Source organism: Fictibacillus nanhaiensis, from assembly GCF_036213205.1.
Classification (GTDB): Bacteria; Bacillota; Bacilli; order Bacillales; family Fictibacillaceae; genus Fictibacillus; species Fictibacillus nanhaiensis_E.
This window is the reverse complement of sequence record NZ_JARMFC010000020.1, coordinates 106,407-129,284: the sequence shown is the minus strand read 5'-3', so window position 1 is coordinate 129,284 and position 22,878 is coordinate 106,407. Positions and strand designations below refer to the sequence as shown.

At 38.0% G+C, this 22,878-nt stretch carries 26 protein-coding genes; 6 read left to right on the top strand and 20 right to left on the bottom strand.

What is annotated here, in order from left to right; translation table 11 throughout:
- Positions 1-119: 119 nt before the first annotated feature.
- Positions 120-1,136 carry a S66 peptidase family protein gene (locus P4V41_RS17825; protein ID WP_328086529.1) on the bottom strand — a complete coding sequence of 339 codons (1,017 nt, stop codon included), beginning with the start codon at positions 1,134-1,136 and terminating at the stop codon, positions 120-122.
- Positions 1,137-1,204: 68 nt separating this feature from the next.
- A complete protein-coding gene (locus P4V41_RS17820; RefSeq protein ID WP_328086605.1) occupies positions 1,205-2,227 on the bottom strand; it encodes an NADP-dependent oxidoreductase in 1,023 nt (340 codons plus the stop codon).
- A 135-nt stretch (positions 2,228-2,362) separates the two neighbouring features.
- Here P4V41_RS17820 and P4V41_RS17815 point away from each other — a divergent pair, with 135 nt between their 5' ends.
- On the top strand, positions 2,363-2,749 hold the full coding sequence (locus tag P4V41_RS17815) for a hypothetical protein (RefSeq protein WP_328086528.1): 387 nt from the start codon (positions 2,363-2,365) through the stop codon (positions 2,747-2,749).
- 77 nt (positions 2,750-2,826) lie between these two features.
- Here P4V41_RS17815 and P4V41_RS17810 read toward each other — a convergent pair whose 3' ends face one another.
- The 3 genes from P4V41_RS17810 to P4V41_RS17800 all read right to left on the bottom strand — a co-directional run bounded on the left by P4V41_RS17810 (position 2,827) and on the right by P4V41_RS17800 (position 5,463).
- Positions 2,827-3,243 carry a hypothetical protein gene (locus P4V41_RS17810; RefSeq protein ID WP_328086527.1) on the bottom strand — a complete coding sequence of 139 codons (417 nt, stop codon included), beginning with the start codon at positions 3,241-3,243 and terminating at the stop codon, positions 2,827-2,829.
- Between the two features lie 120 nt (positions 3,244-3,363).
- Entirely contained in the window at positions 3,364-4,668 is a 1,305-nt protein-coding gene (locus tag P4V41_RS17805) for an amino acid permease (protein WP_328086603.1), read from the bottom strand.
- Positions 4,669-4,833: 165 nt separating this feature from the next.
- Positions 4,834-5,463 carry a LysE family transporter gene (locus P4V41_RS17800; RefSeq protein ID WP_328086526.1) on the bottom strand — a complete coding sequence of 210 codons (630 nt, stop codon included), beginning with the start codon at positions 5,461-5,463 and terminating at the stop codon, positions 4,834-4,836.
- Between the two features lie 106 nt (positions 5,464-5,569).
- Between P4V41_RS17800 and P4V41_RS17795 the strand changes: the two genes are divergently transcribed.
- On the top strand, positions 5,570-5,833 hold the full coding sequence (locus tag P4V41_RS17795; protein WP_328086525.1) for a hypothetical protein: 264 nt from the start codon (positions 5,570-5,572) through the stop codon (positions 5,831-5,833).
- A 41-nt stretch (positions 5,834-5,874) separates the two neighbouring features.
- Here the strand turns inward: P4V41_RS17795 and P4V41_RS17790 are convergent, their stop codons facing one another.
- Positions 5,875-6,102: a hypothetical protein gene (locus P4V41_RS17790; RefSeq protein WP_197222287.1), complete on the bottom strand. Its 228-nt coding sequence runs from the start codon at positions 6,100-6,102 to the stop codon at positions 5,875-5,877.
- 149 nt (positions 6,103-6,251) lie between these two features.
- On the opposite strand from P4V41_RS17790, the gene P4V41_RS17785 reads away from it, so the two are divergent.
- The gene (locus P4V41_RS17785) at positions 6,252-7,073 is read left to right on the top strand and encodes an MBL fold metallo-hydrolase (protein ID WP_328086524.1); all 822 of its coding nucleotides are present in this window, start codon (positions 6,252-6,254) and stop codon (positions 7,071-7,073) included.
- Positions 7,074-7,107: 34 nt separating this feature from the next.
- On the opposite strand, the gene P4V41_RS17780 is transcribed toward P4V41_RS17785, so the two are convergent.
- The 3 genes from P4V41_RS17780 to P4V41_RS17770 all read right to left on the bottom strand — a co-directional run bounded on the left by P4V41_RS17780 (position 7,108) and on the right by P4V41_RS17770 (position 9,147).
- Positions 7,108-7,563 (bottom strand): SRPBCC family protein, encoded by a 456-nt coding sequence (locus tag P4V41_RS17780; RefSeq protein WP_328086523.1) that lies wholly within the window; start codon positions 7,561-7,563, stop codon positions 7,108-7,110.
- A 12-nt stretch (positions 7,564-7,575) separates the two neighbouring features.
- Positions 7,576-8,061, bottom strand: coding sequence for a DinB family protein (locus P4V41_RS17775; RefSeq protein WP_328086522.1), 486 nt, complete (start codon positions 8,059-8,061; stop codon positions 7,576-7,578).
- A gap of 72 nt (positions 8,062-8,133) precedes the next feature.
- Positions 8,134-9,147 carry a Gfo/Idh/MocA family oxidoreductase gene (locus P4V41_RS17770; protein ID WP_328086521.1) on the bottom strand — a complete coding sequence of 338 codons (1,014 nt, stop codon included), beginning with the start codon at positions 9,145-9,147 and terminating at the stop codon, positions 8,134-8,136.
- A gap of 121 nt (positions 9,148-9,268) precedes the next feature.
- On the opposite strand from P4V41_RS17770, the gene P4V41_RS17765 reads away from it, so the two are divergent.
- On the top strand, positions 9,269-9,565 hold the full coding sequence (locus P4V41_RS17765) for a hypothetical protein (protein WP_328086520.1): 297 nt from the start codon (positions 9,269-9,271) through the stop codon (positions 9,563-9,565).
- An 8-nt stretch (positions 9,566-9,573) separates the two neighbouring features.
- Here P4V41_RS17765 and P4V41_RS17760 read toward each other — a convergent pair whose 3' ends face one another.
- The 4 genes from P4V41_RS17760 to P4V41_RS17745 form a co-directional block, all read right to left on the bottom strand.
- Complete coding sequence (locus P4V41_RS17760; RefSeq protein WP_328086519.1) at positions 9,574-10,146, bottom strand: hypothetical protein; 573 nt, start codon at positions 10,144-10,146, stop codon at positions 9,574-9,576.
- A gap of 442 nt (positions 10,147-10,588) precedes the next feature.
- The gene (locus tag P4V41_RS17755) at positions 10,589-11,083 is read right to left on the bottom strand and encodes a GNAT family N-acetyltransferase (protein WP_328086602.1); all 495 of its coding nucleotides are present in this window, start codon (positions 11,081-11,083) and stop codon (positions 10,589-10,591) included.
- A 295-nt stretch (positions 11,084-11,378) separates the two neighbouring features.
- On the bottom strand, positions 11,379-12,320 hold the full coding sequence (locus tag P4V41_RS17750) for a molybdopterin-dependent oxidoreductase (protein ID WP_328086518.1): 942 nt from the start codon (positions 12,318-12,320) through the stop codon (positions 11,379-11,381).
- Positions 12,321-13,141: 821 nt separating this feature from the next.
- Complete coding sequence (locus P4V41_RS17745) at positions 13,142-14,218, bottom strand: diguanylate cyclase (protein WP_328086517.1); 1,077 nt, start codon at positions 14,216-14,218, stop codon at positions 13,142-13,144.
- A gap of 161 nt (positions 14,219-14,379) precedes the next feature.
- On the opposite strand from P4V41_RS17745, the gene P4V41_RS17740 reads away from it, so the two are divergent.
- Positions 14,380-15,450, top strand: coding sequence for an NAD(P)/FAD-dependent oxidoreductase (locus P4V41_RS17740; protein WP_328086516.1), 1,071 nt, complete (start codon positions 14,380-14,382; stop codon positions 15,448-15,450).
- Positions 15,451-15,565: 115 nt separating this feature from the next.
- Here P4V41_RS17740 and P4V41_RS17735 read toward each other — a convergent pair whose 3' ends face one another.
- The 6 genes from P4V41_RS17735 to P4V41_RS17710 all read right to left on the bottom strand — a co-directional run bounded on the left by P4V41_RS17735 (position 15,566) and on the right by P4V41_RS17710 (position 20,074).
- Positions 15,566-16,834, bottom strand: coding sequence for an aminopeptidase P family protein (locus P4V41_RS17735; protein WP_328086515.1), 1,269 nt, complete (start codon positions 16,832-16,834; stop codon positions 15,566-15,568).
- A 111-nt stretch (positions 16,835-16,945) separates the two neighbouring features.
- A complete protein-coding gene (locus P4V41_RS17730) occupies positions 16,946-17,428 on the bottom strand; it encodes an NUDIX domain-containing protein (RefSeq protein WP_328086514.1) in 483 nt (160 codons plus the stop codon).
- Positions 17,429-17,791 (bottom strand): NUDIX hydrolase, encoded by a 363-nt coding sequence (locus P4V41_RS17725; protein WP_328086513.1) that lies wholly within the window; start codon positions 17,789-17,791, stop codon positions 17,429-17,431.
- 59 nt (positions 17,792-17,850) lie between these two features.
- Positions 17,851-19,083, bottom strand: coding sequence for a peptidase T (gene pepT / locus P4V41_RS17720; protein ID WP_328086512.1), 1,233 nt, complete (start codon positions 19,081-19,083; stop codon positions 17,851-17,853).
- A 343-nt stretch (positions 19,084-19,426) separates the two neighbouring features.
- The gene (locus tag P4V41_RS17715; protein ID WP_328086511.1) at positions 19,427-19,573 is read right to left on the bottom strand and encodes a hypothetical protein; all 147 of its coding nucleotides are present in this window, start codon (positions 19,571-19,573) and stop codon (positions 19,427-19,429) included.
- A 78-nt stretch (positions 19,574-19,651) separates the two neighbouring features.
- On the bottom strand, positions 19,652-20,074 hold the full coding sequence (locus P4V41_RS17710; RefSeq protein WP_328086510.1) for a DUF1801 domain-containing protein: 423 nt from the start codon (positions 20,072-20,074) through the stop codon (positions 19,652-19,654).
- A gap of 184 nt (positions 20,075-20,258) precedes the next feature.
- Between P4V41_RS17710 and P4V41_RS17705 the strand changes: the two genes are divergently transcribed.
- Positions 20,259-21,308, top strand: a complete 1,050-nt coding sequence (locus tag P4V41_RS17705) for an NAD(P)/FAD-dependent oxidoreductase (RefSeq protein WP_328086509.1) — start codon at positions 20,259-20,261, stop codon at positions 21,306-21,308.
- 61 nt (positions 21,309-21,369) lie between these two features.
- Here P4V41_RS17705 and P4V41_RS17700 read toward each other — a convergent pair whose 3' ends face one another.
- Positions 21,370-22,668 (bottom strand): Nramp family divalent metal transporter, encoded by a 1,299-nt coding sequence (locus P4V41_RS17700; RefSeq protein WP_328086508.1) that lies wholly within the window; start codon positions 22,666-22,668, stop codon positions 21,370-21,372.
- Positions 22,669-22,878 lie beyond the last annotated feature (210 nt).

Here is a 22,878-nt window from a genome sequence, read left to right as displayed (position 1 = left end):
TTACAATTAGTCATCAATTCTATAATTGTGGCCAGCAAAAAAGTTGCCCCCTTCATTAAGGAGACAACTTCTGAATGATTTTGTACTTGATTTTTTTACTTTACTAATATAAGAAGCTATCATGGACGAAAATACTGTGAAACCGTCCCTCTACCACCTTCTACCTGAACCTCAGCATAAGCCCCGTTTACAAAAGTAATCTGAGGCGGTACATGTCCACAGTCTACATCGTAAATGATAGGTATCTTCAGCTCATCTGCCAATTCTCTATATACGTCTTCTGCTGTGTAATCATTAACAGGCTCATTTGCAGGGCTACGGCCAAACAGAATACCGGAACAATTTTCAAACCAGCCTGCTAGCTTCATTTGAACCATTGATCTCCTTAAATCAGTAGTGTTCATTTCACAGTTTTCTAAGTACCATAAAATTGGTTCACCATTAATCTTCTGTTTATGAAAATTTGCGACGTCGCCATAAGGTGTTCCGATCAGATGACGAATCACGTCAATACAACCACCTAGCAAACGCCCTGAAATCTTTTCGGCTTTACCCGAAACTGTCTTCCACTCTGTATCTTCAGTTAGATGAAATATGTATGGTGTTGGTGAATCGTGTTTCCATTCTTTTTGATATTTGCCAGAAGACTTCTGAAGAACGGTTTCCCCTTCTTTTGTTGAGAGTACTTTTTCCCACATCGCTGTGGTTTCATCAGAGTACTCACCTCTCAAATCGACGAAATTTGTTCCATGAGCGGTTGCGATTCCTGTTTTTAAAGTGATGGGAAGCAGGAGAGTACTTGTGTCTGAATATCCTAAAATCCACTTATTCGGCAAATTCATGAAATCAACATGTTCTAACATTTCGATTAATAGCTCACCTCCCCATGGAGGAATGATTACATCTATCTTTTGGTCTCTTACCATCTCATTAAATTCAGCAGCTCGTGTTTTTGCTGGTGATGACTTCGCCTTATTCTGTGTCCATACCGTATCACCACAAATTACTTCATATCCTCTCTTTTCCATTCGAAGACAGGCATGCTTGAACATGTCATGAAGAGCTGATTGAACACCTGACGAAGGAGCAGTTACTCCGATTGTTGCTTTTTCTATTAATAATGGATATCTAATCATTTGAAATCATCCTAATTTTGTATTTTTCTGTGTTTAAGTAAACTTCTATAATATAAGGATAATTTCCTTTATTCATTTGCGATTAGAGGTAATTCCACCTTGATGATAACTTTACCTTTTGCTCTTCCCGTTTCTACGTATTCAATTGCTTTCTGTGCCTCATCAAATGGAAAGACTTTATCGATCACAGGTAGGATGTCTTCTTTTTCTACCAAATCAGCAATCTTTCTTAACTGTTCTCCGCTCGGCTTCATAAACAGGAAATGGTAATGGACATTGTATTTCTTTTCAAGCATTGTTAATTTTCTGCTCACGATAGAAAAAATCATTTTTTTCAAGAAACCCATGTTGTTTTCTTCTGCAAATGCTCTATTCGGAACGGCAGAAACTGAAACGATTTTACCACCTGGTCTCAACACTTGAAATGATTTTTCTAAAGACGTTCCACCTAACGTATCAAAGACAGCATCATAGCCTTTAAGGACTTTCTCAAATGCTTGTTCTTTGTAGTTAATAATCTCGTCAGCTCCCAATGACTTTACAAGATCGTATCCTTTTTCACTTGCTGTAGTGGTTACGTATGCTCCCATGGCTTTTGCAAGCTGAATCGCGAATGTTCCAACCCCACCGGCACCCGCGTGGATTAAGATTTTTTGTCCTTCTCTCAACTGAATAACATCATGAAAGGCTTGCCAAGTGGTCAGGCCAACCAGCGGCAGTGAAGCACTCTCAAGCAAAGAAATGTTACTTGGTGCGATTGCCACATCATTTTGGTGTACTGAGATATATTCAGCGAATGTTCCGATTCGATTCTTCCTTGGCCTTCCATACACTTTGTCTCCAGGTTGATAACCAGAGACTTTACTCCCTACCTGCTCGACGGTTCCTGAAAAATCATTGCCAAGAATCAACGGCATCTCGTAAGATAACAGCATTTTTACTTTTCCATCTCTAATTTTAAAATCAATTGGATTAATACTTGCGGCATGAATTCTGACTAAAAGATCCTGATCGCCAATTTCAGGTTTGTGCATTTCTGTTTCTTGAAGTCCTACATCCTTACCGTATCGATCAATTGTCATTGCTTTCATCTGTTTCATCAAACCTCCATCATTTAGCCCAATTCATTCTGATTTTACTATTATGTACAACGAACAAGCTACTCAAAAGGAACAGCTATCATATTCATATATCGAACAAACTGTTTAGAGGAAGGAGGTAACACCATGAATAATAATCCCATGAACAATCATCCATATAATCATCAACATCAGCATTCAATCGATCAATCACACTATTTGGAGCGTCAAACGGAAGAAGATGAAGCAGGTCCATTTTCTCCACCGCCTCAACAATTTGCACAAAGCCAGATTCCACAGCCTTTTTTCACTCAAACGTTCCAACCTTCTCAAATTCGTGCCAGGATGTGCAGCTGTTTAGGAAATTGGGGGCTATTAGGTCTTCGTCGTCAAGGTCAGTTTGGGCGTGACTTTTGGTTCTTCCCTGTAGCAATTCGCCAAAACAGCGTTACCGGCTATATCTGGATTGGTGGTCGCAGGCAGCGTGTACGATACCAATTTTCTCAGATTCGAAACTTCGTATGTTTTGGTTGATCGTGAAAACAAGTGATACATTATGAACATATAAGGAAAGCCGTTCCCGAGGGAACGGCTTTCTTTGTGCTCATTTCTTATAATAGATCACCAAGGATATCATCAAGAATTCCTTCGTCATCATTTTCATCTTCTTCCCAGTGGTCGTTATCATTACGATCCAAAATGTTATCTAGATTTAGGCTAGCATCTAAGTTCAGATCTAAAGAAGAGCTATCTTCCTCGCTCCAGCCATTCTCTTCTGCCCAAGCTTGAATTTCACTCTCTGTCATTCCTTTTGCTTTTGCCCAAGCTTGAAGATCGGACATCTCCCAATGATTTGCTTCTGCCCAAGCTGCAAATTCAGCTGAAGTTACAGTTTCATTATTTTCAATCGCAGCATTGAGCTTCGTGCTAAGATCTACAGTGGTGCTGTCATCTTGAGCAAAGGATGCAGTACCTCCACCTAATAGCAATCCCAAAGCTAGTCCTGTACTCGCAAATTTCTTCATCATGATTCATCACACTCCTGTAATTTTTTTGTCTTGCACTAAGCTAACGAAGTGGATGTCGAATCAGATCATTTTTTGAATCAATATGAGTAAAAAGGCTTATAGTTTTTCAATAATTTAGAATTAAATCGTATTACCTTCTTGATTATTCCGTTTCTTTTGTATAACCATTGAAATTATTCCTATAATCACTGAGATTCCGATACTAACATATAGCCCCGGACGGATTGTTTCTTCAAACCAAGTTCCTGTTACAGCTAAAAAAATTAATAGGATTGCAACAATTGAAGCCATCTTCAGCCATAAGGAGTGCTTTAAAATTTTCATGGATGACATAATGATAAATAGCCAGTTGAATAAAAGTAAAATTCCAGCTGCGGTTGTAATGTATTCATAGATCCTCCCTGGAAGAAGTAGGGCTGTGATAATACTAGCTAAAAGTCCTCCTGCTCCTAAACCCATGGCAGGAAGCGGCAGTTTTTTAAATTTTATGGTTTTCGCAAACAATCTTGGAGCATCTCCATCTTCCGCAAGCGTCCTTAATAGGTTGGTCACTCCAAATAAAGCTGCCGCCATCGCTGAAAACCCAGCTACGATGATAGCTCCATTAAATACATGAGGAAAAAAACCAAGGTGATACCTTTCCATCGCCGTAACAAACGGACTTTCTTTATGATCAAATGTTTCTAAAGCAACAGTAGAGACGGCTAGTCCGATTGATAGGACATAGATAATGGTAAGAATAAAAAGCATGATTGTTCCCGCTTTTGAAGCATCTTCTGTCTTTTTCAATTGCATCGCCATCATGCCGATCACTTCAATTCCGCCAAAGGCATAAAACGCATAGATAAGAGACGACCAAAATCCTTTTAATCCACCTGTAAAATAACCGTTGTACGTATTTGGTATGGCTAGATTATAGATTCTACCGTCCACAATACCGATTAGTCCTGCAATCGCCAAAATAATAAACATAACGATAGCTGCCACTTTTATAACAGCCAATAAATTTTCAACTTGATCAAATTTCTTTGTTCCCGCTAGAACAACAATAATGGCCAACACCGCGTAAAAAGCTGCAAAGATCCAAATCGGAACATGTGGCAGCCAAAATTGAGAGAGGATCGAGAGCGCAGTAAGCTGGCTTCCCATGATCAATATATTCGAGACCCAATAATTCCAGCCACAACTAAAACCCGCCCATCTTCCATAAGCATGAGTGGCATAATAACAAAACGAACCTTTTTGAGGATCAGCTGCTGTCATTTTGGCTAATAACTGAAACACGATGTAAGTTCCTATAGCTGCCAATATAAAGGAAAAAACAATTGAAGGTCCGGTAAGCTGAATCCCAATTGTGGAACCCAAAAAGTAGCCTGTTCCAATTGTACATCCTACTCCAACAAGAGAGAGCTGCCACCAAGCCATATTTTTTGCTTCTGATTGATCAAGATTTGGTTGAACCGGTCCATTACAACTAGATTTCTTCACAATAATACCCTCCTGCTTTACACGTATTATTGTTTTACTTAAGCGTTCGAATATTCACTGGAGAAACAAAAAAACAACTTTAGAAAAAATTCCAAAGCTGTTTTAGGATAATAAAAACGATATACCTTTATAGCCAAAATAAAAACCAAATCCGATCAGTGATAATCCTGATAGTTTCGAGATCCCATCTAAGATGCGGTCAGTCAGCATTTTACGGAAACTGCTAGATACGATCGCCATCGTGAAATCCCATAAGAGAATGCCTGAAAATATGGCCATACTATAGAGAAGTAAACTTTCTAGCGAATATTTCGTTGCAGTTTCTGCAAGTATAGAACCGTATATTCCTAACCAAAATAAGATGGTAAGAGGATTGGTAAGAGACATTAGAAAACCAGCAAAAAAACTCCTGCTGTTATGTACGGTGTAATCTTGTTTACTGTTCATTCTTTCTAGAGAAGCTTTTTTGAATGTCTCGATTCCCGTGTAAAGGAGAACGAAGCTGCCAAAGAGCCAGAGAAAAGTTTTGATGAACGGAGTATTGATGTAGCTAACAAGCCCCATGTAGACCATAAGCATATAGAGTGCGTCTGCAACAGTTGCACCTAATCCGACCATCCAAGCTTGCCAAAATCCGTATTTGATTCCGCGGTCCATCTGTGCAGCATTTACCGGACCAATGGGAGCTGCGAGTGATAAACCTAGCAGTACATATTTTATAAATATAATCATTGAAGACCTCCACGTATAAGATGGACAACTTATGCTTGTCTTAAATCTTATTCGGAAGGAATTCTTATCAGACCTAAATTCAAATAGTGAAAGGGAGATTATACAAATGGAGCATCAGCTAAGCCCTAAGATTCAAGAAGCACTAGACCATGTAAAACGTGCGGATGAAGCTATGATAGAAGCTCAAGCGAACCAAACGCCATCTTGTTTTCAAACAGCAAAATTATGGCTTGAAACTGCTCAGCAATCCATACATGACGCAGGTGAAGGAATGTCAGAAGAAGAAAAAAAACACCTTCATCACGCCAAAGAATACTTAAGACATCTTCATGAAACTCAAGCTGCACTTCAGGAAACAAGATACGAATAACGTACAAATCCCTCATGAAAACATCATGAGGGATCTTTATGTTAGGCAAATAAATTTCGGATAAATCCTGCTTGGTTGACAGTTTCTGTTTTAACATCAACATTGAGTTTACGAATATTGTCACAATAAATATGAAGTCGTTTTGCTTTATCTGCGTTTAGATAAGAGGCGTAGTTGTCCAGCTTATCTACTTCGCGAAGTACGTCTTCCTTTGTGTCTGCTTTCTCGATCCTGCTACAACAAGAGCTGATCTGGTCATAAACAGACATGCTAGCCACCTCCTTTATGTTTTGTATACTAATTCCCTTCTCCCCTTTTTTAAAACTGAGACCAATGAACTGTTAAGTCGTTTAACAATACTTTCCATAAATTCTTTGCTAGACTTAGCTTGTAGAATTATAGAAGGGAGCACAACAACGTGGAAGAGTTTCTATGTACAACATGCGGTACACAATATCCTGCATCTTCTACTCCACTAGAAGAATGTGTGATCTGTAGAGAAGAACGGCAATACATAAATCCTAACGGTCAAGAGTGGACAACATTAGATGAAATGATCTGCTCTGGTAAATACAGAAATAAAATTGTAAGCGAACAGCCTGGCCTTTTTAGTATAAAAACAGAACCCGATTTTGCCATCAACCAATCTGCTTTTTTAGTTGAGGAGAATCATTTTAATTTATTGTGGGATTGTATTCCTTACCTTGACCAAGAAACCATTGATCGCATTCTTGAGAAAGGTGGAATCGATGCGATCGCATTATCTCATCCACATTATTATTCCACTCAAGTACAATGGGCAGAAACGTTTGATTGTCCCATCTATATACATGAAGATGATAAACAATGGGTTCAACAAGAAAGTGATTACATTGTTTATTGGAGCGGTGATGAGAAGAGAATTGCTGATGGACTGGTTCTTCATCGACTAGGTGGCCATTATAGGGGTGCCGCTGTGCTTCATTGGGAAAGTGGTGGCGCAGGTGGCGTTCTTTTGACTGGTGATGTTATTCAAGTAGTGCCTGATCGAAAATGGGTAAGCTTTATGTACAGTTATCCAAATATCATCCCGCTTCCCGCGAGCACGGTAGATCGAATGGCAAAAAAGGTAGACTCTCTTTCATTTAAAGAATTATATAACGCGTTCAATCGTCACGTAAAAAAAGATGCTGATAAGGTAGTTCAGCGCTCTGCTGAGCGTTATATCGCAGCGCTTAAAGGTGAATGGTTCAATACATAAAAAAAGGGAGAAACTCTCTCCCTTTTTTATGTATTCAAGAAATTACTGGGGGCAACGTTCGTCCAGTTTCTAGCATTGTTTTCAGATTGCTCAAGATTGCTGGCCAGCCGTTGTTAAATCCTACGAACGTATCTTCATCCTCTACTATATCTGCATCCTTCAAATTCTCATGACGCAGTGTTAATCGCACTGTTCCGTTCATCTCTTTTAGCAGAAATGTCGCAATAGTAGGCTCTTGCCGCTCTTCTTCATCCCACTTATTTATCCATGTATAGGAAAGCTTTTTTTCTGGCTCACACGTTAAAATTTGTCCCCAATCCGTAACCTTACTGCCGCGTGAATACGTAATCTTTGAACCTTCTTTCCATTCTGAATCCACTCTACTGCCAAAAAAGTATTGTTCTGTTAAATCTCCGTTTGTCAGAGCCTCCCACACCTTCTTAGTAGTAGTTTCTATGTAAGTTACATATACAAACTTTAAATTCTCCACATACTCGCCCCCTTAATGAACACCCTTTTTAGAATTCCAGTTTCCTTTAGATTTTCTGATCTCTATGATCTGCCCGATATGATAAGCATTATGGATGTTTACATTGGCAAGCACAGAATACCAAGAATCGTGTCGGTCTTCATGAGCAGAAATCTCAAAGATACTATCATCTGCTTCTTTTACGACATTTGCCCAATCTGTTAGTATGGCAAACAATTGGTTTTTAGCTGTTTCCCAGTCCTGATTGTTTTCGTTCTCAAACGTCTCATCATTGCTTTCAATCTTTTGCTGTGACTTATTTCCTTTAAACCTCTGTAAATAGCGTTCGTTCCAGAAAATCAAGTGGTTGACGATCTCCCATATGGAGTTGCTATCTCCTGTTTTTTCTCTTGCTTGTTCAGCTGTAAGTCCTTCAAGTGCCCGATTAACGGGGACAAACCAGTTTGGTTCATTATGGTTGGCTGCCATTTGATTTAATAAAATTGTTTTTTGATTCATACAAAAACCTCCTTGTGCAAACTGTTCACGAACATACATTCTGCACCAGGAGGTTGGATTCCTTTATTATCTTTAAATTTTCTGTTTTAAGTCTAGTTCTGTTAACTGTACGCGACGACCTTCTTTACTTGAAATTGCAGCTGCTTCATTTATTGCGGTTAAATTTACTATATCATCTCTTGAAATTGTCGACACTGTACCTTTTTCAATGGCATCAACCCATTGCTCCATATTAGTAGAAATCGAATTTGGCAGCTCCGGGTTTACCCAATCCTCTGGGTTAAGGTGCTTACTTTTAATCCTTACCTCTTGTCCCTCTATCATGATTGTACCTTCCGTACCGTAAAGTTCGAGCTGCTGCGGACTTCCATAAGATAAGAAGCCCGTTTCGATCATACCCATTGCACCTGATTCATACTCAACCATAACGACAGCGTTATCATCTACGCCTAATTTGTATAATTCATTTAGCTTACCGATTACTGCTTTTACTTTCCCGCCTAAACGGTTCGTTAAATAGATCGGATGTGCCCCAAGGTCGATTAGCGCCCCTCCACCACACTCTTCTTTATTATAAAAGTGCTGTGGCAGCCATCCTTTTGGATTTTCTTCTGAAGGTACTGATCCGTTATGAGCAACTCTACATCTAATATATGTAAGATCACCAAGGAGTCCTTTGTCGACGGCTTGTTGAGCATAGAGGTAAAAGCTTTCTGTTAACCTTGGTAGATTGACCATAAGTTGTACATTATTTTTGTCTACAGCCTCTAAAATTTCTTCACAATCTTTTACAGTAAAAGCAAGAACTTTTTCCGAAAAAATGTGTTTCCCATGGTTAGCAGCAGCGATGATTACCTCTTTATGACGACTTGTTGCTGTAGTAACAATTACACCGTCGATGTTAGGATCAGTTAGCACGTTCTGTAGATCGGATTCATACGATACCCCTAACTCTTTTGCCCATAAGGTACCCCTCTCTTCGTTTTCGTCCCAAACTGTTTTTATAGTGATTGCTTCATTTTCCATTGCCTCACGAGCATAGTCGACCGCATGCACATGCCATTTACTGAGTAGAGCTACATTCATTACCTTCATCACTCCTCAAGAATAGAATTATTACCATTATACATAATGAATATTAAAAGTTTTATATTTTTGGTTATACGTCAAAGCTAGTAAAATCATCTTACATAATAGGAGATTGAAAGTGGAAGAGTTTCCAGTCGTACATACAAATTTTTGGGATGCTTTTCAAGCGGTTCCAATCATAATTCTAGCGCTAATTATCTTGAAGATCTTATTTCCTAAACTTCAGACTTGGCTAAATACTATCTCTAACGTTTTGGGTTTACTCATTTCAATTGTTTTTGCCCATCCTGGAAATCTGTGGGCAGGTATCTTCATGGGTGTGTTTTATGGAAATTCAGCAATCGGTGTTTATTACTCATACGTTATTTCATTTGAAGCTTTTCGGAATCGAAAGCCTGAAGAGCCTTATCGATAAAGAACCTGCTAAACAAATTTTGTTGTTGCAACGGTAATTTTTATCCGCTTTTGAATTTCATTTACAAACTCAGAAGAATTATCCATATAGAGCAACACTTTATTTGTTTTTTGTTTTTGTCCAAAGTAACCTCGAGCATTTACAGGCTTTTTGAATATAATCTCGTATTTCAATTCGTCACTTATTCCAAAGATTATAGTTAAAATTCTCGGGAAAGCCGTAGCATGGAATACTTCTTTTTCGTTGATAATCCCCCCGCTTTTATTGTATTTGATTGAAGCAGGCTTTATATAGTCAATCTCGCTCAAATTAAAATACAGAGATCTTCTAGCACCGATATTCATCACTACTTTTTCTTTAATAATACGTATAGGCGAATTTCTCATTAAATTATAATCACCTAGCATGTAGATTACACTGTAAATATGTAAAGCTAGCATAATGAGTGCTATATTAGGTTCTTCTTTTTTAAGGTAAATATGAAAAACAATCATTTCAATAATCTGTTCGTGAATTAATGCTAGAAATAGAAAAAAATAGCTGGAGTTCTTATGGAAGGAGTAACTATCGTTCTGAATCATCTTACGTTTTCTAGTTCTCCATCTAAAGAAGGCATGGTATAAGATGTGCCATTCCTTTTTGCAGAGTAATAATAAGGGGTTCTGATCTATATTTCCTTTCTTATACATTATAAATAAGCTGATAAACAAACTCTCAAATACAATAATTATTATGACAATTGAGATTAATAGTTGGAGATCCACAAGTATCTTCCCCTTCCTTCACCATATTCTTCAATTCAATTGTAAAGGAATGGGAATAAATGAATAGGGAAAATAAGGATATCCATACTTTCGTAACAAATTTATGACGAATTGGTTAAATTACTTCTTATTTGAAGGAATGAAGATTGCACTCTATAAAGTTGAGAGATTTTTATATTACACTTTACGCAACATTAAGAACAATAAAAGCCGCACACATAGAGCAAGATCTTCCTCAAGTGACGGCAAAGGTAAAGAGTCAAATCGTTTTATAGTACAGAACGGTTGTATCTAATTCACCTTTTTCATTCTTAGCGAAAAAGGGGATTCGCCCCGCTACTTGAAAACCAAACGACTGATAAAGTAGATTTGACGGATCCCCTTCCCTTGTGTCTAAGATAAGCAACGACAGTCCAATTTCTTTTGCTCTTTGTTCTGCGTGAAGCAGCAGTTTTCGCCCAATCCCTTTTTGTCTGAACGCTGGGTGTGTCATCAGCTTCGCTACCTCTGCCCGATGAGTGCCATTTGGTTTTTTACACAAGTGAAGCTGTATGGTCCCTGCGATCGCACCATCTATTTTTGCAACCCAAAACATGATGTCAGGGTTCACACAGCTTTCCCAAAAATCATCAGCGTCTTGTTTTTTTAGCGGAGGCAAAAATCCGATGGAAGCTCCTTCATCGACTACTTTTATTAATAGATCAGTCAGCTCGTCTGTACATTCGTCAACATTCCGTATTTCAACAATTTCCATTACCGTAAGCCCCTTCTTCACTAGTTGTTTATCATTCATTTTAATACTCCCTTTCATTGAAAAGAAGGGGGATTTGTCGAAAATCGGATAAAATAATTTATCCGTGAAATTATGAAGGTTATCCGTGAAATTATTATCGCTATCCGTGAATATATGAGAAGTTACCGTGAAATTAATCAAGGATGTTTAAACTTCAGAGTAATATGTCCGCTAGACATGTACAATATTAATGTATTTGTACACATGTGGAATACACTTCTTGAATTGAGGCTAAACTAGGTTAGCCGGCAGCATTTTAGATAGATTCTACCCAGGCATTCTTGTCATATCCTCTTTTTTCCCAATATCCAACGTGCTCCTTTTCGATTAACTCGATTCGATTCAGCCATTTCACAGATTTGTATGCATACATTTTAGGTACGATCAATCGGACAGGGCCTCCGTTATTTTGCGTTATTAATTTTCCATCTATAAGAACAGCTACCATAATATCATCCATCATCGCCTGCTCGATTGTAAGTGTGTCTGTGTACACGCCATCAGCCGAATAAAACTTCACATATTTTGCGTTCTTCTTCACACCTGCTTCATTTAACAACTTTTTGAGCGGAATCCCTTCCCAAGTAACGTCATACACACTCCACCCTGTTACACAATGAAAATCGCTAACTTGAACGTCACGATGAACATTCAGAAACTGATTCCAATTCCACTTTTGTTTCCTGTCTACAAGTCCATCAATTGCCAAGCTGAAATTATCATTATTGATCTCAGGAATCTCCGTCACGGTGTAATAGCGGAATTCCCCTCTTCGCCCACCACCAACAGGAGGAGCAGACTTTGGACTTGGACTCGGCTGCGGATTTAAGTTGTTTCCATCCGATAAAACTTGTTCACTGCTTCCTGTATCCTCAGGGAAAAATGGATTAATCCATTTTAAGAATGAAGGCAGAAATAACACTGCAATAATACTACCGCTTAGTAGTTTTAAAAACGTCCGTCTTTTATAGATCGGATTCTCTTCACTAATTGTCAATGGTTCTTCTTTTGGCTGAGCGACCTTCTTTCTTGCAGTCAATCGTTTAAACCACTTGCTTCGCGTTATGCTGTGATATGTGGCGTAAGGAACCCCGAACCATGTTGCAGCATCATGAAAGAATAAAGATACAGAACTCACGATTGGTGGGAATTGACGATGAAACGAGAGCTGCAGTCCGGTAAAAATTAGTACTGTCACGATGCAAAGAACAACATAAAGGTTCACACGATGTTCTTTTTTTTCCGTAAAGTTGTAAGATGTTTTTTCATTTTTGGTATATAAAAAAAGAGAGGCAAACAAAAAAGGACGCCCATCCAAACATGAATATCTTTTATCCATACTCTAAATGTTGGAAGTGTTGAGCGGAATGAAGATGAAAATAAAATGAACCCCGTTACACTTAGCATGAAAAAAAGGATGGCATTTGTGTGATGCAAGCGAGTTAAATCTTTTTTGAGTATCGTTTTCCGCTGAAAAAACTGCTTAACGTTCATACTTTTTCCCTCCTTCATGATAATCCTCATATAAGAAATAACCTTTAAAAAGAATACGTGAAAAATGAATAAATCGATCATTAATCATATGGATTCACCTTTTTATATCATTTTTCCTCTTCTTTAATTTTTAAGGTCACAGTAGATTGTCATGAACTCAGTGGTTTTGTACCACTCCACTAGAAAGGGTGAGCAGAAATGTTAGCAAACTGTGGCTGTTTAAACCATTCAATACGCGGTGGATGTGCCTGTTGTGTTCTTAGAGCAATAGCAGAGCAAACCTCTAAGAACTGTGAGACTAGTGTGAATCCCTCTATTTTTCTACTAAACAAAGGGACATGCGAGCCTACTCTACTTACAGGTGGGTTAAGGGAGTTTCCACCATATTTCAGTTGTTAAAGTTTGACCCCAACTCTTGCTAGGGTTACTTTTCATATATTGATGAGTTAGGAGTTAACTATTCTGTTTCATACTAGAAAAAAAGGAACGATAAATTTCTCGTTCCTTTTTCCTAATTGCTATTTTTTATTGGTTGGCAATACATACTTTATTTCTACCCGTTTTTTTTGCTTCATACAAAGCTTTATCTGCATCTTTAATTATCAAGTTTCCATTCGTTGTAGTTTCAGGGAAGTTTGATACTCCAACAGAAACCGTTATATTTACTTCTTTACCGCTATTTAACACGAAGGCATGCTGTTCGACTGTTGATCTGATTCTTTCGGCAATTTTTTGGGCTTGGTTCAATGAACAATCCACAAGTAGAACAGTAAATTCTTCTCCACCGTTTCTGCTAACAATGTCAGTAGGTCGTGAGCACGATCTGAGGATTAAGCCTAAATCTTTTAAAACAACATCACCCTCTGAGTGTCCATAAGTATCATTAATTTTCTTAAAGAAATCAATATCAATATAAAGCAAAGAAAGTTTCTTCTTATCGAGATTTTCCATAGAACTGTTAAACACTTCATCAAATTTCCTTACATTGTTTAACCCCGTTAACGGATCGATCGTAGACTCAGCCTTGTATTTATCGAACATCATCTGACTTTTAAATAAAATGTGTAGGACTTGAAACGCAACATAACCTGAGAGAAAGGACACGATCCAAAAGCCTGGAATCAAGTAGAATAACAATTGTTGGTCCTCTATCAGATTTAAAAATAAGACGGTTGTTAGCAGATTAGCAAAAGTAAGCATACACCATTTTTTTCTTTGCTGGCTCAAACGAGTTCTTGCAATTATGATGGCAAATAGGGTAATAGCTATCATAAGAAGACTAGATGCATAAGAAGAAATGTTAATTCCTATTAAAAAACGACCTGCAATAACTAATACCATTCCAATTAATGCTGGTACTGCTCCACCAAAATAGGCTAGAAGGATAATCGGGATATGCCTAAGATCAATAATAATTGTACCGATTGGAATGCTGTACTGCATGAGAATATTACTGAACAATCCCCCTGCTACACCTGTTGTGAGCTTTTTCTTTATCGAAGAATTCATTCTAAGTGGTGGATCTTTCTTAATTTGGGTATACAGAAATAATAGTGCGACTAAGATTGCAAGATTAGCAAAAAGCTGTTTAACAATTATCATTTTTATCACCATCTAGTAAAATACCATATAATACATCCAAAAACTAACAAAATTTCCAACTCATCTTTTTTTACCTTTAAACAAACAAATCATTCGCATTATCCATATCGTACTTATATGATTAAGGAAAAATACTCATCAATCTAACTGGAGTGTTCATTTTGACAAAGCTTTTATTAATCGGTGGTGGACATGCTCATCTTTCCATTCTCCGCAGTCTTTTACATGAAAAAATGAGTGATTTAGAAATTACACTTATTACATCGTCAAAATTTCAATATTATTCAGGAATGTTTTCAGGATTTACAGAAGGTCTTTATGACGAAGACGAAATCCGTATTGATTTAGAGTCGTTATGCAGTCGAGCCTCGGTATCATTTATAGAGGACACCATCATCTCTTTTGATCCCATGCAGAAAGTGTTATTAGGGTTTTCTGGAGAGATCTATCACTTTGATGTGATTTCTTTTGATATTGAACCTTGGGTTTCTTCAGAACTCATATCTACGTCAGAACTAACCCCCAAACATCATTTTATTGAAAAGATAAAAAAACTTCGCTCTAGTGAAGCACCTGTAATCGTTGGTGATAGTTCCAGAGCAGTTGAGCTCGCTCTTTCTGTTTCGTCTTGGCGAAATACTTATAACCTGAGTAATTCCGTAACCTTAATAAGCCCCTCTTCGCTTCTTCACTCATATGGGGCTAAAGCTACGAAAAAGATTAGAGAGATCGCTCACGATCATAATCTTGAATTCTACGAAAATGAACAAGTGAACGAAGCAAAAGATAGTTATGTAACGACTAAAAACGGCACGAAAATAAAATACTCTATCATCCTACCTATTACAGAACCTAAAGCTAGTTCCCTTTTTAAACAAGCATTATTACCCGTTGATTCTGATGGATTCCTCCTTGTTGAAGACACATTGCAAAACGACGAGTATCCCTATGTGTTCGGAGCAGGTAACTGTGTGACAATTTCAATGTACTCTGAATTAGTGAAAAACGATTTTCATGCAACAAAGCAAGGACCTATTTTATGGAGAAATATTAAGCGTTTTCTATTCGGACAATCATTAGAAAGCTTCAAACCTTATACTAGTCCATTTTCTATTATTTCAACTGGTAAACAACAAGGGCTATTTATTTTTAGAAATGTGACTCTTTATGGAAAATGGGTATGGTACATGAAAAATTTTAATGATCAAAAATTCATAAAAAGACATGTATAAACAAATGAGATGTATGTTGTAAACCAGTGTATTCATTCGCTCTTTTAACTTCCGAAAACAACAAAAAGAGGTCCAAGTGCGTAGGACCTCTTTTTGTAATGATATAACGATATTATTAAGCTTTTACCACATGAACACCTTGAGTAGCCATAAACTCCTCAATTTCCTCTACTTCACGAATTATATCTTTAGATAGGTTCTCGAATCCATCTTCAGTTACCAAGATGTCATCTTCAATTCGAATGCCGATCGATTCTTCCTCAATATAAAGTCCAGGCTCTATTGTAATGACCATTCCTGGCTCTAAGATGCGATCTTTATACGAACCGACATCATGTGTATCAAGTCCAAGAAAATGGCTCACACCATGATAATAATAGTTGGAGATCTCATCGTCATTTTGAATCAAACCAATACGTCTGCACTCTTCTGCTAATACTTTTTTCGTATGATTATTAAGTTCGGCAAATGCAAGACCCGGCTTAATAATAGCTGTTGTTTCTTTTAACGCTTTAAGTACGATGTTATAGAGAACTTTCTGACGCTCTGTGAATTTCCCATCTACGGGGAACGTATAACTGATATCCGCGTTATAATAGTCCTTTTGTGCTCCTAAATCGAGAAGTACGAGCTCTCCGGGATTCGTTAGCGCGCTGTTATGCTCATAATGAAGAATCGTAGCATTTTTTCCACTAGCCGCAATCGTCTTGAACGCGAAATCACGAACTCCATTGGATTTTAAAGTAAAGTCAAAATGTGCTTCAAGCTGATTTTCTTTCATTCCAGCTTTCGCGTGTTTCAGCACATTATAGATGCCTTCTTTCGTAATGGAGATCGCTTCTTTAATCTTTTGAATCTCTTCTGTCGTTTTGAACACACGCAGTTCAGCGACTTCAGGATATACGTTGTGAATCGTCACATGCGGATAATGCTCTCGAATATGTTTTGCGAATAGTGATGTTTCAGATGGGGCACCCGTCCATCCACGGCGTTCTAGATCTAAACCAACGTGCTGAGCTTGATTCGTAAAGAACTGACTGGCAACAAACGACTCAAAGCTATCCACATACTTGATATCTTTGATCCCAGATTGATGTTCTGCTTCCTCTTTAGACACGGTTTTCCCAACCCACTTCTCCATGACGGGATCAGCCTTTTCGATGAAAAGTGTTTCATCAAGTTTTCCACCGCTCTTTTTTAGCACGAGGATTACGTTTTGTTCCGAAATTCCTGAAAGATAATAAAAATTTCGGTTAGGTGTGAAAGGATACTGTTCATCCGCTGACTTTTGTGGTGCTTTTCCTGCAAAAAGAATAGTTAAAGATTCCTCTGGAAGCACTTCTTTTAATCTGCTTCGATTACGTTCAAAAAAATAAGACTCCATGTGGTCCTCCTTAAATTGTTTTAAAAACGACTGATTAGTTTATTTATGTATCTATAGTATAAAGATTTTTTGATAGCAATGACAGTTTTTTTCAGAATTTTAAAAATGTATTTATTGTATCTTTTCGTATTTCTCCAGGATATGTTCTTCAATAAATGAATTGATCTGTTTGTATTTAACATAGTCCTGAATATGATTTTGTACTTTCGGATACAAAATAATATGTTTCAAATCCTTAAGAGGAATCCACTTCACACCAGTTTGATTGGGATCTGGCTTATCCGGTAATCTAGGCTCGGAGCCTCCTAAAAGAGTGCACTCAAACATAAGTCCTAGTGAATGTGTTTTTCCGTATCTACTATCAGTCAGATGTGGTGCATACTCATACGTGAACGCGAGTGGACCAACATTTACTTCTATTGCTGCCTCTTCTCTGGCTTCGCGTTTTGCTGCTTCTTTTACAGATTCATTTGGTTCAACACCACCTGCCGGTAAATTGTAATGAAGTCCATTCTCATCATGAAACTCAATTAACAGGATAGCATCGTTTTCAATAATCAAAGCACCTGCTCTAACACGAATAGGATAGCTCATTTACGTTACCTCCATATTTTTTAACACCATTTCAACTACAGGTCTTGAAACATCATCAAAATACGTTTCATCTTGTAAGTCGACCCAGCGGACATCAAGTATATCTTCATCGTCTTCGATGGAGAGTGTGCCTGAGATTAGTTCACAAAGAAATGTTTGTTTTTCTGTACTCTGAATCAGGGGTTTTATCATTCTTACGGTATAGCCTGTTTCCTCCATCACTTCTCGTACGCATGCTTGTTCAAAGGTTTCTCCGTACTCAACTCCCCCACCTGGATAATTCCATACTATGTCCCCACGTTTCACTTTTTGTTTAACTAGGAGAACCTTACCATCAACAATTACTACACCCTGCGCTAACAAAATCATTCCCCCTAGTGATAGATAAAAGCTAACCAAATGCTATTGGTTAGCTTCACATGTTATGCTTCCTGCTCAAACAACTGCACTAGTTCAATGATGACTTGAGTCGCTTTAATCATATTATCAACCGAGATATACTCGTGACGGCCGTGATAGTTTTCTCCGCCCGTAAAGATGTTTGGAGTTGGCAGACCCATAAACGATAGTTGAGATCCATCTGTCCCCCCACGGATTGGTTTAATATTTGGTTCGATATTTAGCTTTTTCATCGCTTGAGAAGCAAGATCAACAATCTCTTTTACCGGTTCAATCTTTTCTTTCATATTATAATACGTGTCGTTCATTTCTAATTGAAGCTTATCTTGTCCATACTTTTCACGCAGTTCATCCACAATCTCTTGCATTCTATCTTTTCTCTTTTGGAAAAGTTCCTTGTCATGGTCGCGGATGATGTATGACATGTCCGTCTGTTCTACGTCACCCTTTAGACCAGTTAGATGATAGAACCCTTCATAGCCTTCTGTATGCTCAGGTGCTTCGTCAACAGGAAGCTTACCGTTCAGTTCCATAGCAATTTTTGCAGCATTAACCATCTTATTCTTTGCAGATCCAGGGTGAATGTTCTTTCCTAAAATACGAATTCTAGCACTAGCCGCGTTAAAGCTCTCATACTCTAATTCACCTAAAGGGCCGCCATCCATCGTATAGGCATACTTTGCTCCGAATGCTGCCACATTAAATTTATGAGGACCGCGTCCGATCTCTTCATCTGGAGTGAAAGCCACTCTTATTTTTCCGTGTTTAATCTCTTGGTGTTCAATCAAATACTTCATCGCCGTCATAATTTCAGCGATGCCCGCTTTATTATCTGCACCAAGCAATGTTGTGCCGTCCGTTGTGATCAATGTATGCCCCTTGTACTCTTTTAAACTAGGAAAGTCATTTGGAGACAATTCGATATGTAAGTCTTTGTTTAAGATAATCGTTTCTCCGTCATAGTTTTCAACGATCTGCGGTTTAACGTTCGTTCCCGTAAAATCTGTAGCTGTATCCACGTGTGCAAGAAACCCAATGACCGGAATCTCTTTATCTGAATTGGATGGTAATGTGGCCATAACATAGCCGTTTTCATCAACAGTTACTTCTTCCATACCAATTGTTTTTAATTCTTCAACAAGCATGTTTGCTAACGTCCACTGACCTTCTGTTGATGGTGTCGTATCGCTGCTTCCATCAGATTGTGTATCTACTTTTACGTATGTAATAAACCGATCCATTATTTCTTGTTTCAATTTTCAATCAACTCCTAGTGTTTTGCTTAATGATAGCATGTTTTACAGAACATTACATATTGCTAGATTGCAAAAAAAATGTACGTTTTCACCCCTCTTGATGTCTAATCAACTTGTCCCCTTTCTGCATATAATGTATTACCAGCACCAAACAAAGGTGTTGTGAAAATAATGGGGTGATTTTAATGGGTTGTTGGAAAAAAGACAAATGTGAGTCTTCTTCACACTATATCTATCTAAAATGTAAGCGTTGCAAGAAAAAGAAGAAGAAAAGCTGCGGCTGTCACAAAAAACATTAATTTTAAAAAAGGAGTCCATTTCGGGCTCCTTTTCAAATATGCTTCTATTTTGATCCTTGACCAAAAGCAATTCCTAATGCAATGCCTATACCAATACCTAATCCAATATTTTTTAGTGCAATGCCGATCGCTACACCAATTGCAATTCCGATCGCCATTCCACTTTTATTAAGGTTAGTACTTTTCTTCATAATCGGCTCACCTCCTTTTTGAACAAGGAACCTGAGAGCACGCACTAATAATTGAAGATCGTTCCTCAGATTATAGAACTATTCTTGAGGATATGTTTTCAATAAAAACTCAATTGACTTGTTGATCAGTTCTTTTAAGATACCCTCATCAACATCTGCCAGTTTATTAATGTATACACAAGCGGCACCCGTTGTATGCTTCCCAAAATGTTGAAGCAGCTCTGCTCGATTCGGATCTCCTGGTGCAAAATAAAGACTGATCTTGGCTTTTCTTGGTGAGAAGCCAACAAGTGGCGCGTCTCCTTCATGCCCTGTCTTGTATTTGTAATGATATGAGCCGAATCCAATAATACTTGGTCCCCACATCTTCGCTTCAAAACCAGTTGTTTGTGTGAATATATCAAGCAGCTTATATGCATCTTCTCTCTTTTTAGGACTCTCCACACTCTCGATAAATTCCACAACACTACGATTATTTTCTTTTGTCTTTTGCTCGTACATAAATATCTCCCTTTTAATATGAAATGTTGAAGATAAACTTTCTACAACTTAACCTTCTACATCTTTGGCAAATCCCCTTTGTTTCTCTCCTTACAATTTCCTGATTGTAAAGTTTGAAATTTGATTGTATACTACTAATTGAGAATGATAATCAATATTATGTTCCGAAAAGGGAGCGAACAATATGAATCAACAAAACGTTTTCGATGTTACCATTATCGGCGGCGGTCCAGCTGGCCTTTATTCAGCTTTTTACAGTGGTCTCCGTGAAATGAAGACCAAGATTATAGAATTTCAACCGCAGTTAGGTGGAAAGATTCATGTATATCCAGAAAAGATGATCTGGGATGTAGGAGGACATACTCCGCTGCCAGGTGCAAAACTTATTGAAAAACTCGTTGAGCAGGGACTCACGTTTAATCCTGAAGTAGCTCTAAATGAAAAAGTAGAATCTATTTCACAAGATGAGAATGGAATATTTGTTTTGCAGGGTTCTTCTGGTGAACAGCATTTTTCTAAAACGGTTATCGTTGCGGTTGGAAGCGGTATCTTAAACCCTCAACGACTTGATATTGAAGGTGCTGAAAGGTTCGAAGTGTCTAATTTAAACTATACGGTAAAATCTCTACAGCATTTTAAAGATAAGACTGTTGTTATTTCAGGTGGCGGGAATACTGCAATCGACTGGGCGAATGAATTAGTTCCGATCGCTAAAAAAGTATACCTGACTTATCGAAAAGGAAACCTAGCTGGACATGAAGCACAAGTCACACAATTGATGAACAGCTGTGCTGATTGCATTTTTAACACGTCGATCTCAAAATTATTCGCGTGTCCTAACCATGAAGTTATTGAACAGATTGAGTTAACGAATCACGAAACAGGTGAGATCTCTTACCTCCCTATTGATGAGGTCATCATTAACCATGGCTATGAACAAGATACATCTCTATTAGGAAACAGTGGGTTGAACATTGAACTCGCGGACAACTTTTATATCTCAGGAAATGCTAACAGTGAATCTTCTATCCCAGGATTGTATGCAGCTGGAGATATTCTCAAACATGATGGGAAATTAAATTTAATCTCTGGTGCTTTTCAAGACGCTGCAAATGCAGTAAATAAAGCAAAGCAGTACATCCAGCCTGATGCACAAAAAGTTGCGATGGTTTCCTCACATAATGAAGTGTTTAAAGAGCGTAATCGCGAGCTTGTCAAGCAGATGGTGAAATAAGGTTATAACGTAGAATATAAAAAGCCCACCATCTAGTGGGCTTTTCGTCTTTTAAGATTATTTAAAACAGCTTTTGCAGTTCATTTATTCCTAAAAACGCGAACATGAGGAGACATCCGATCAAGACTGCGTTGGTTAACCACTTGTTGCGATACTCCACATCAACTTTTTTAGAATTTAATAAAATAATGAGTGAGATTGCAAGAAACGGCATGAATAATGCACCTAAGACACCATATATAATAATTAACTGAACAGGCTTACCAAAAAAGAAGATCAACATTGGCGGGAATGTCAGCCACGCTAAATAAGCACGATACGACTTATCTTTTTCTGTAACTGGATTAACAGAATGTAAGTCTTCCTTCTTTGTCTTGATTGTTCTTAAAAAGTCCGCAAACAGATAAGGCACACCGTTCCAAACACCAAGAAGAGAAGTAAAAGCAGCAGACCAGAACGCGATTAAGAATAACCAACGTAGAGGTGTTCCGAATTCTTGTCCTAACAGCTCAGCAAGATTAAGAAGACCTTGATCCCCTTCTAACTTTACATCTGTTCCAAATAAGAACTTGGCTCCGATTACGAGTGCTGCCATTGTGAAGATTCCAGTAATCACATATGCCGCTTTCGTATCAAGTCTCATAATCGGTACAAAGGCTTTTCCTTTCCAATTCTTTTCTCTTAGCCAATATCCATAAGAAGCCATAGTGATCGTACCACCTACTCCACCAATCAATCCAAGAGCTAACATGAGCGACCCATCTGGCATTTTGGGTACAAAACCACCTGCAAATTCACCAAGTGAAGGTAAAAAGAGCAATGATGTACCGATAATAGTGATGAACATGACACCGATTAATACCGTCATAATTCTTTCAAAAAGTAAATAACGCCCTGTCCAAACAAGTGCAAAACCTAATAAGGAATGTATGATTGCCCAAGCCCAGATCGGCATGATTGGAAGCATCGCATGCATACCTAGTCCACAGGTCATCGCTGCAGTGGCACCGTAAATGTAACCCCAGATCACAGAATAAACACCAAAATATCCAGTCGCCCACTTACCAAGCGAGTGCCAACCTTGAAGAATCGTTTGTCCTGTCGCAAGATACCAGCGTCCGACCCCTTCATTTAAGAAATACTTTAAAATAGAACCGATAACGATTGCCCATACAAAAGTCATGCCGAATGAGGTACCGATTACAATAGCAGTTACTAAATCTGCTGTACCTACACCAGTTGCTGCTACTACGAAACCAGGACCAATCATTTTTAACTTTTGGCCCATCGTTTGAGGCGGTACTGGTTCACTAGGGTCAACAGTATTAAGTTTAGTGTTTAATTTCAATTCATTGTTCAATTTCAGCTCCTCCTTATCCATTAAATAAAACGCTTTCAATATAACATCTGCTAATTATGTCATATGTCTGAATATTTTATCAACTCTTTTTATCCTTATTCCTTTCTTGAGATAACCGTTTTCAAACAACTTCTTACATTCTTTTAAAAAACTAAACAACGGAAAAAAATGTGTTCACAAAGAAAATAAAATAGGAATAAAATATATGTA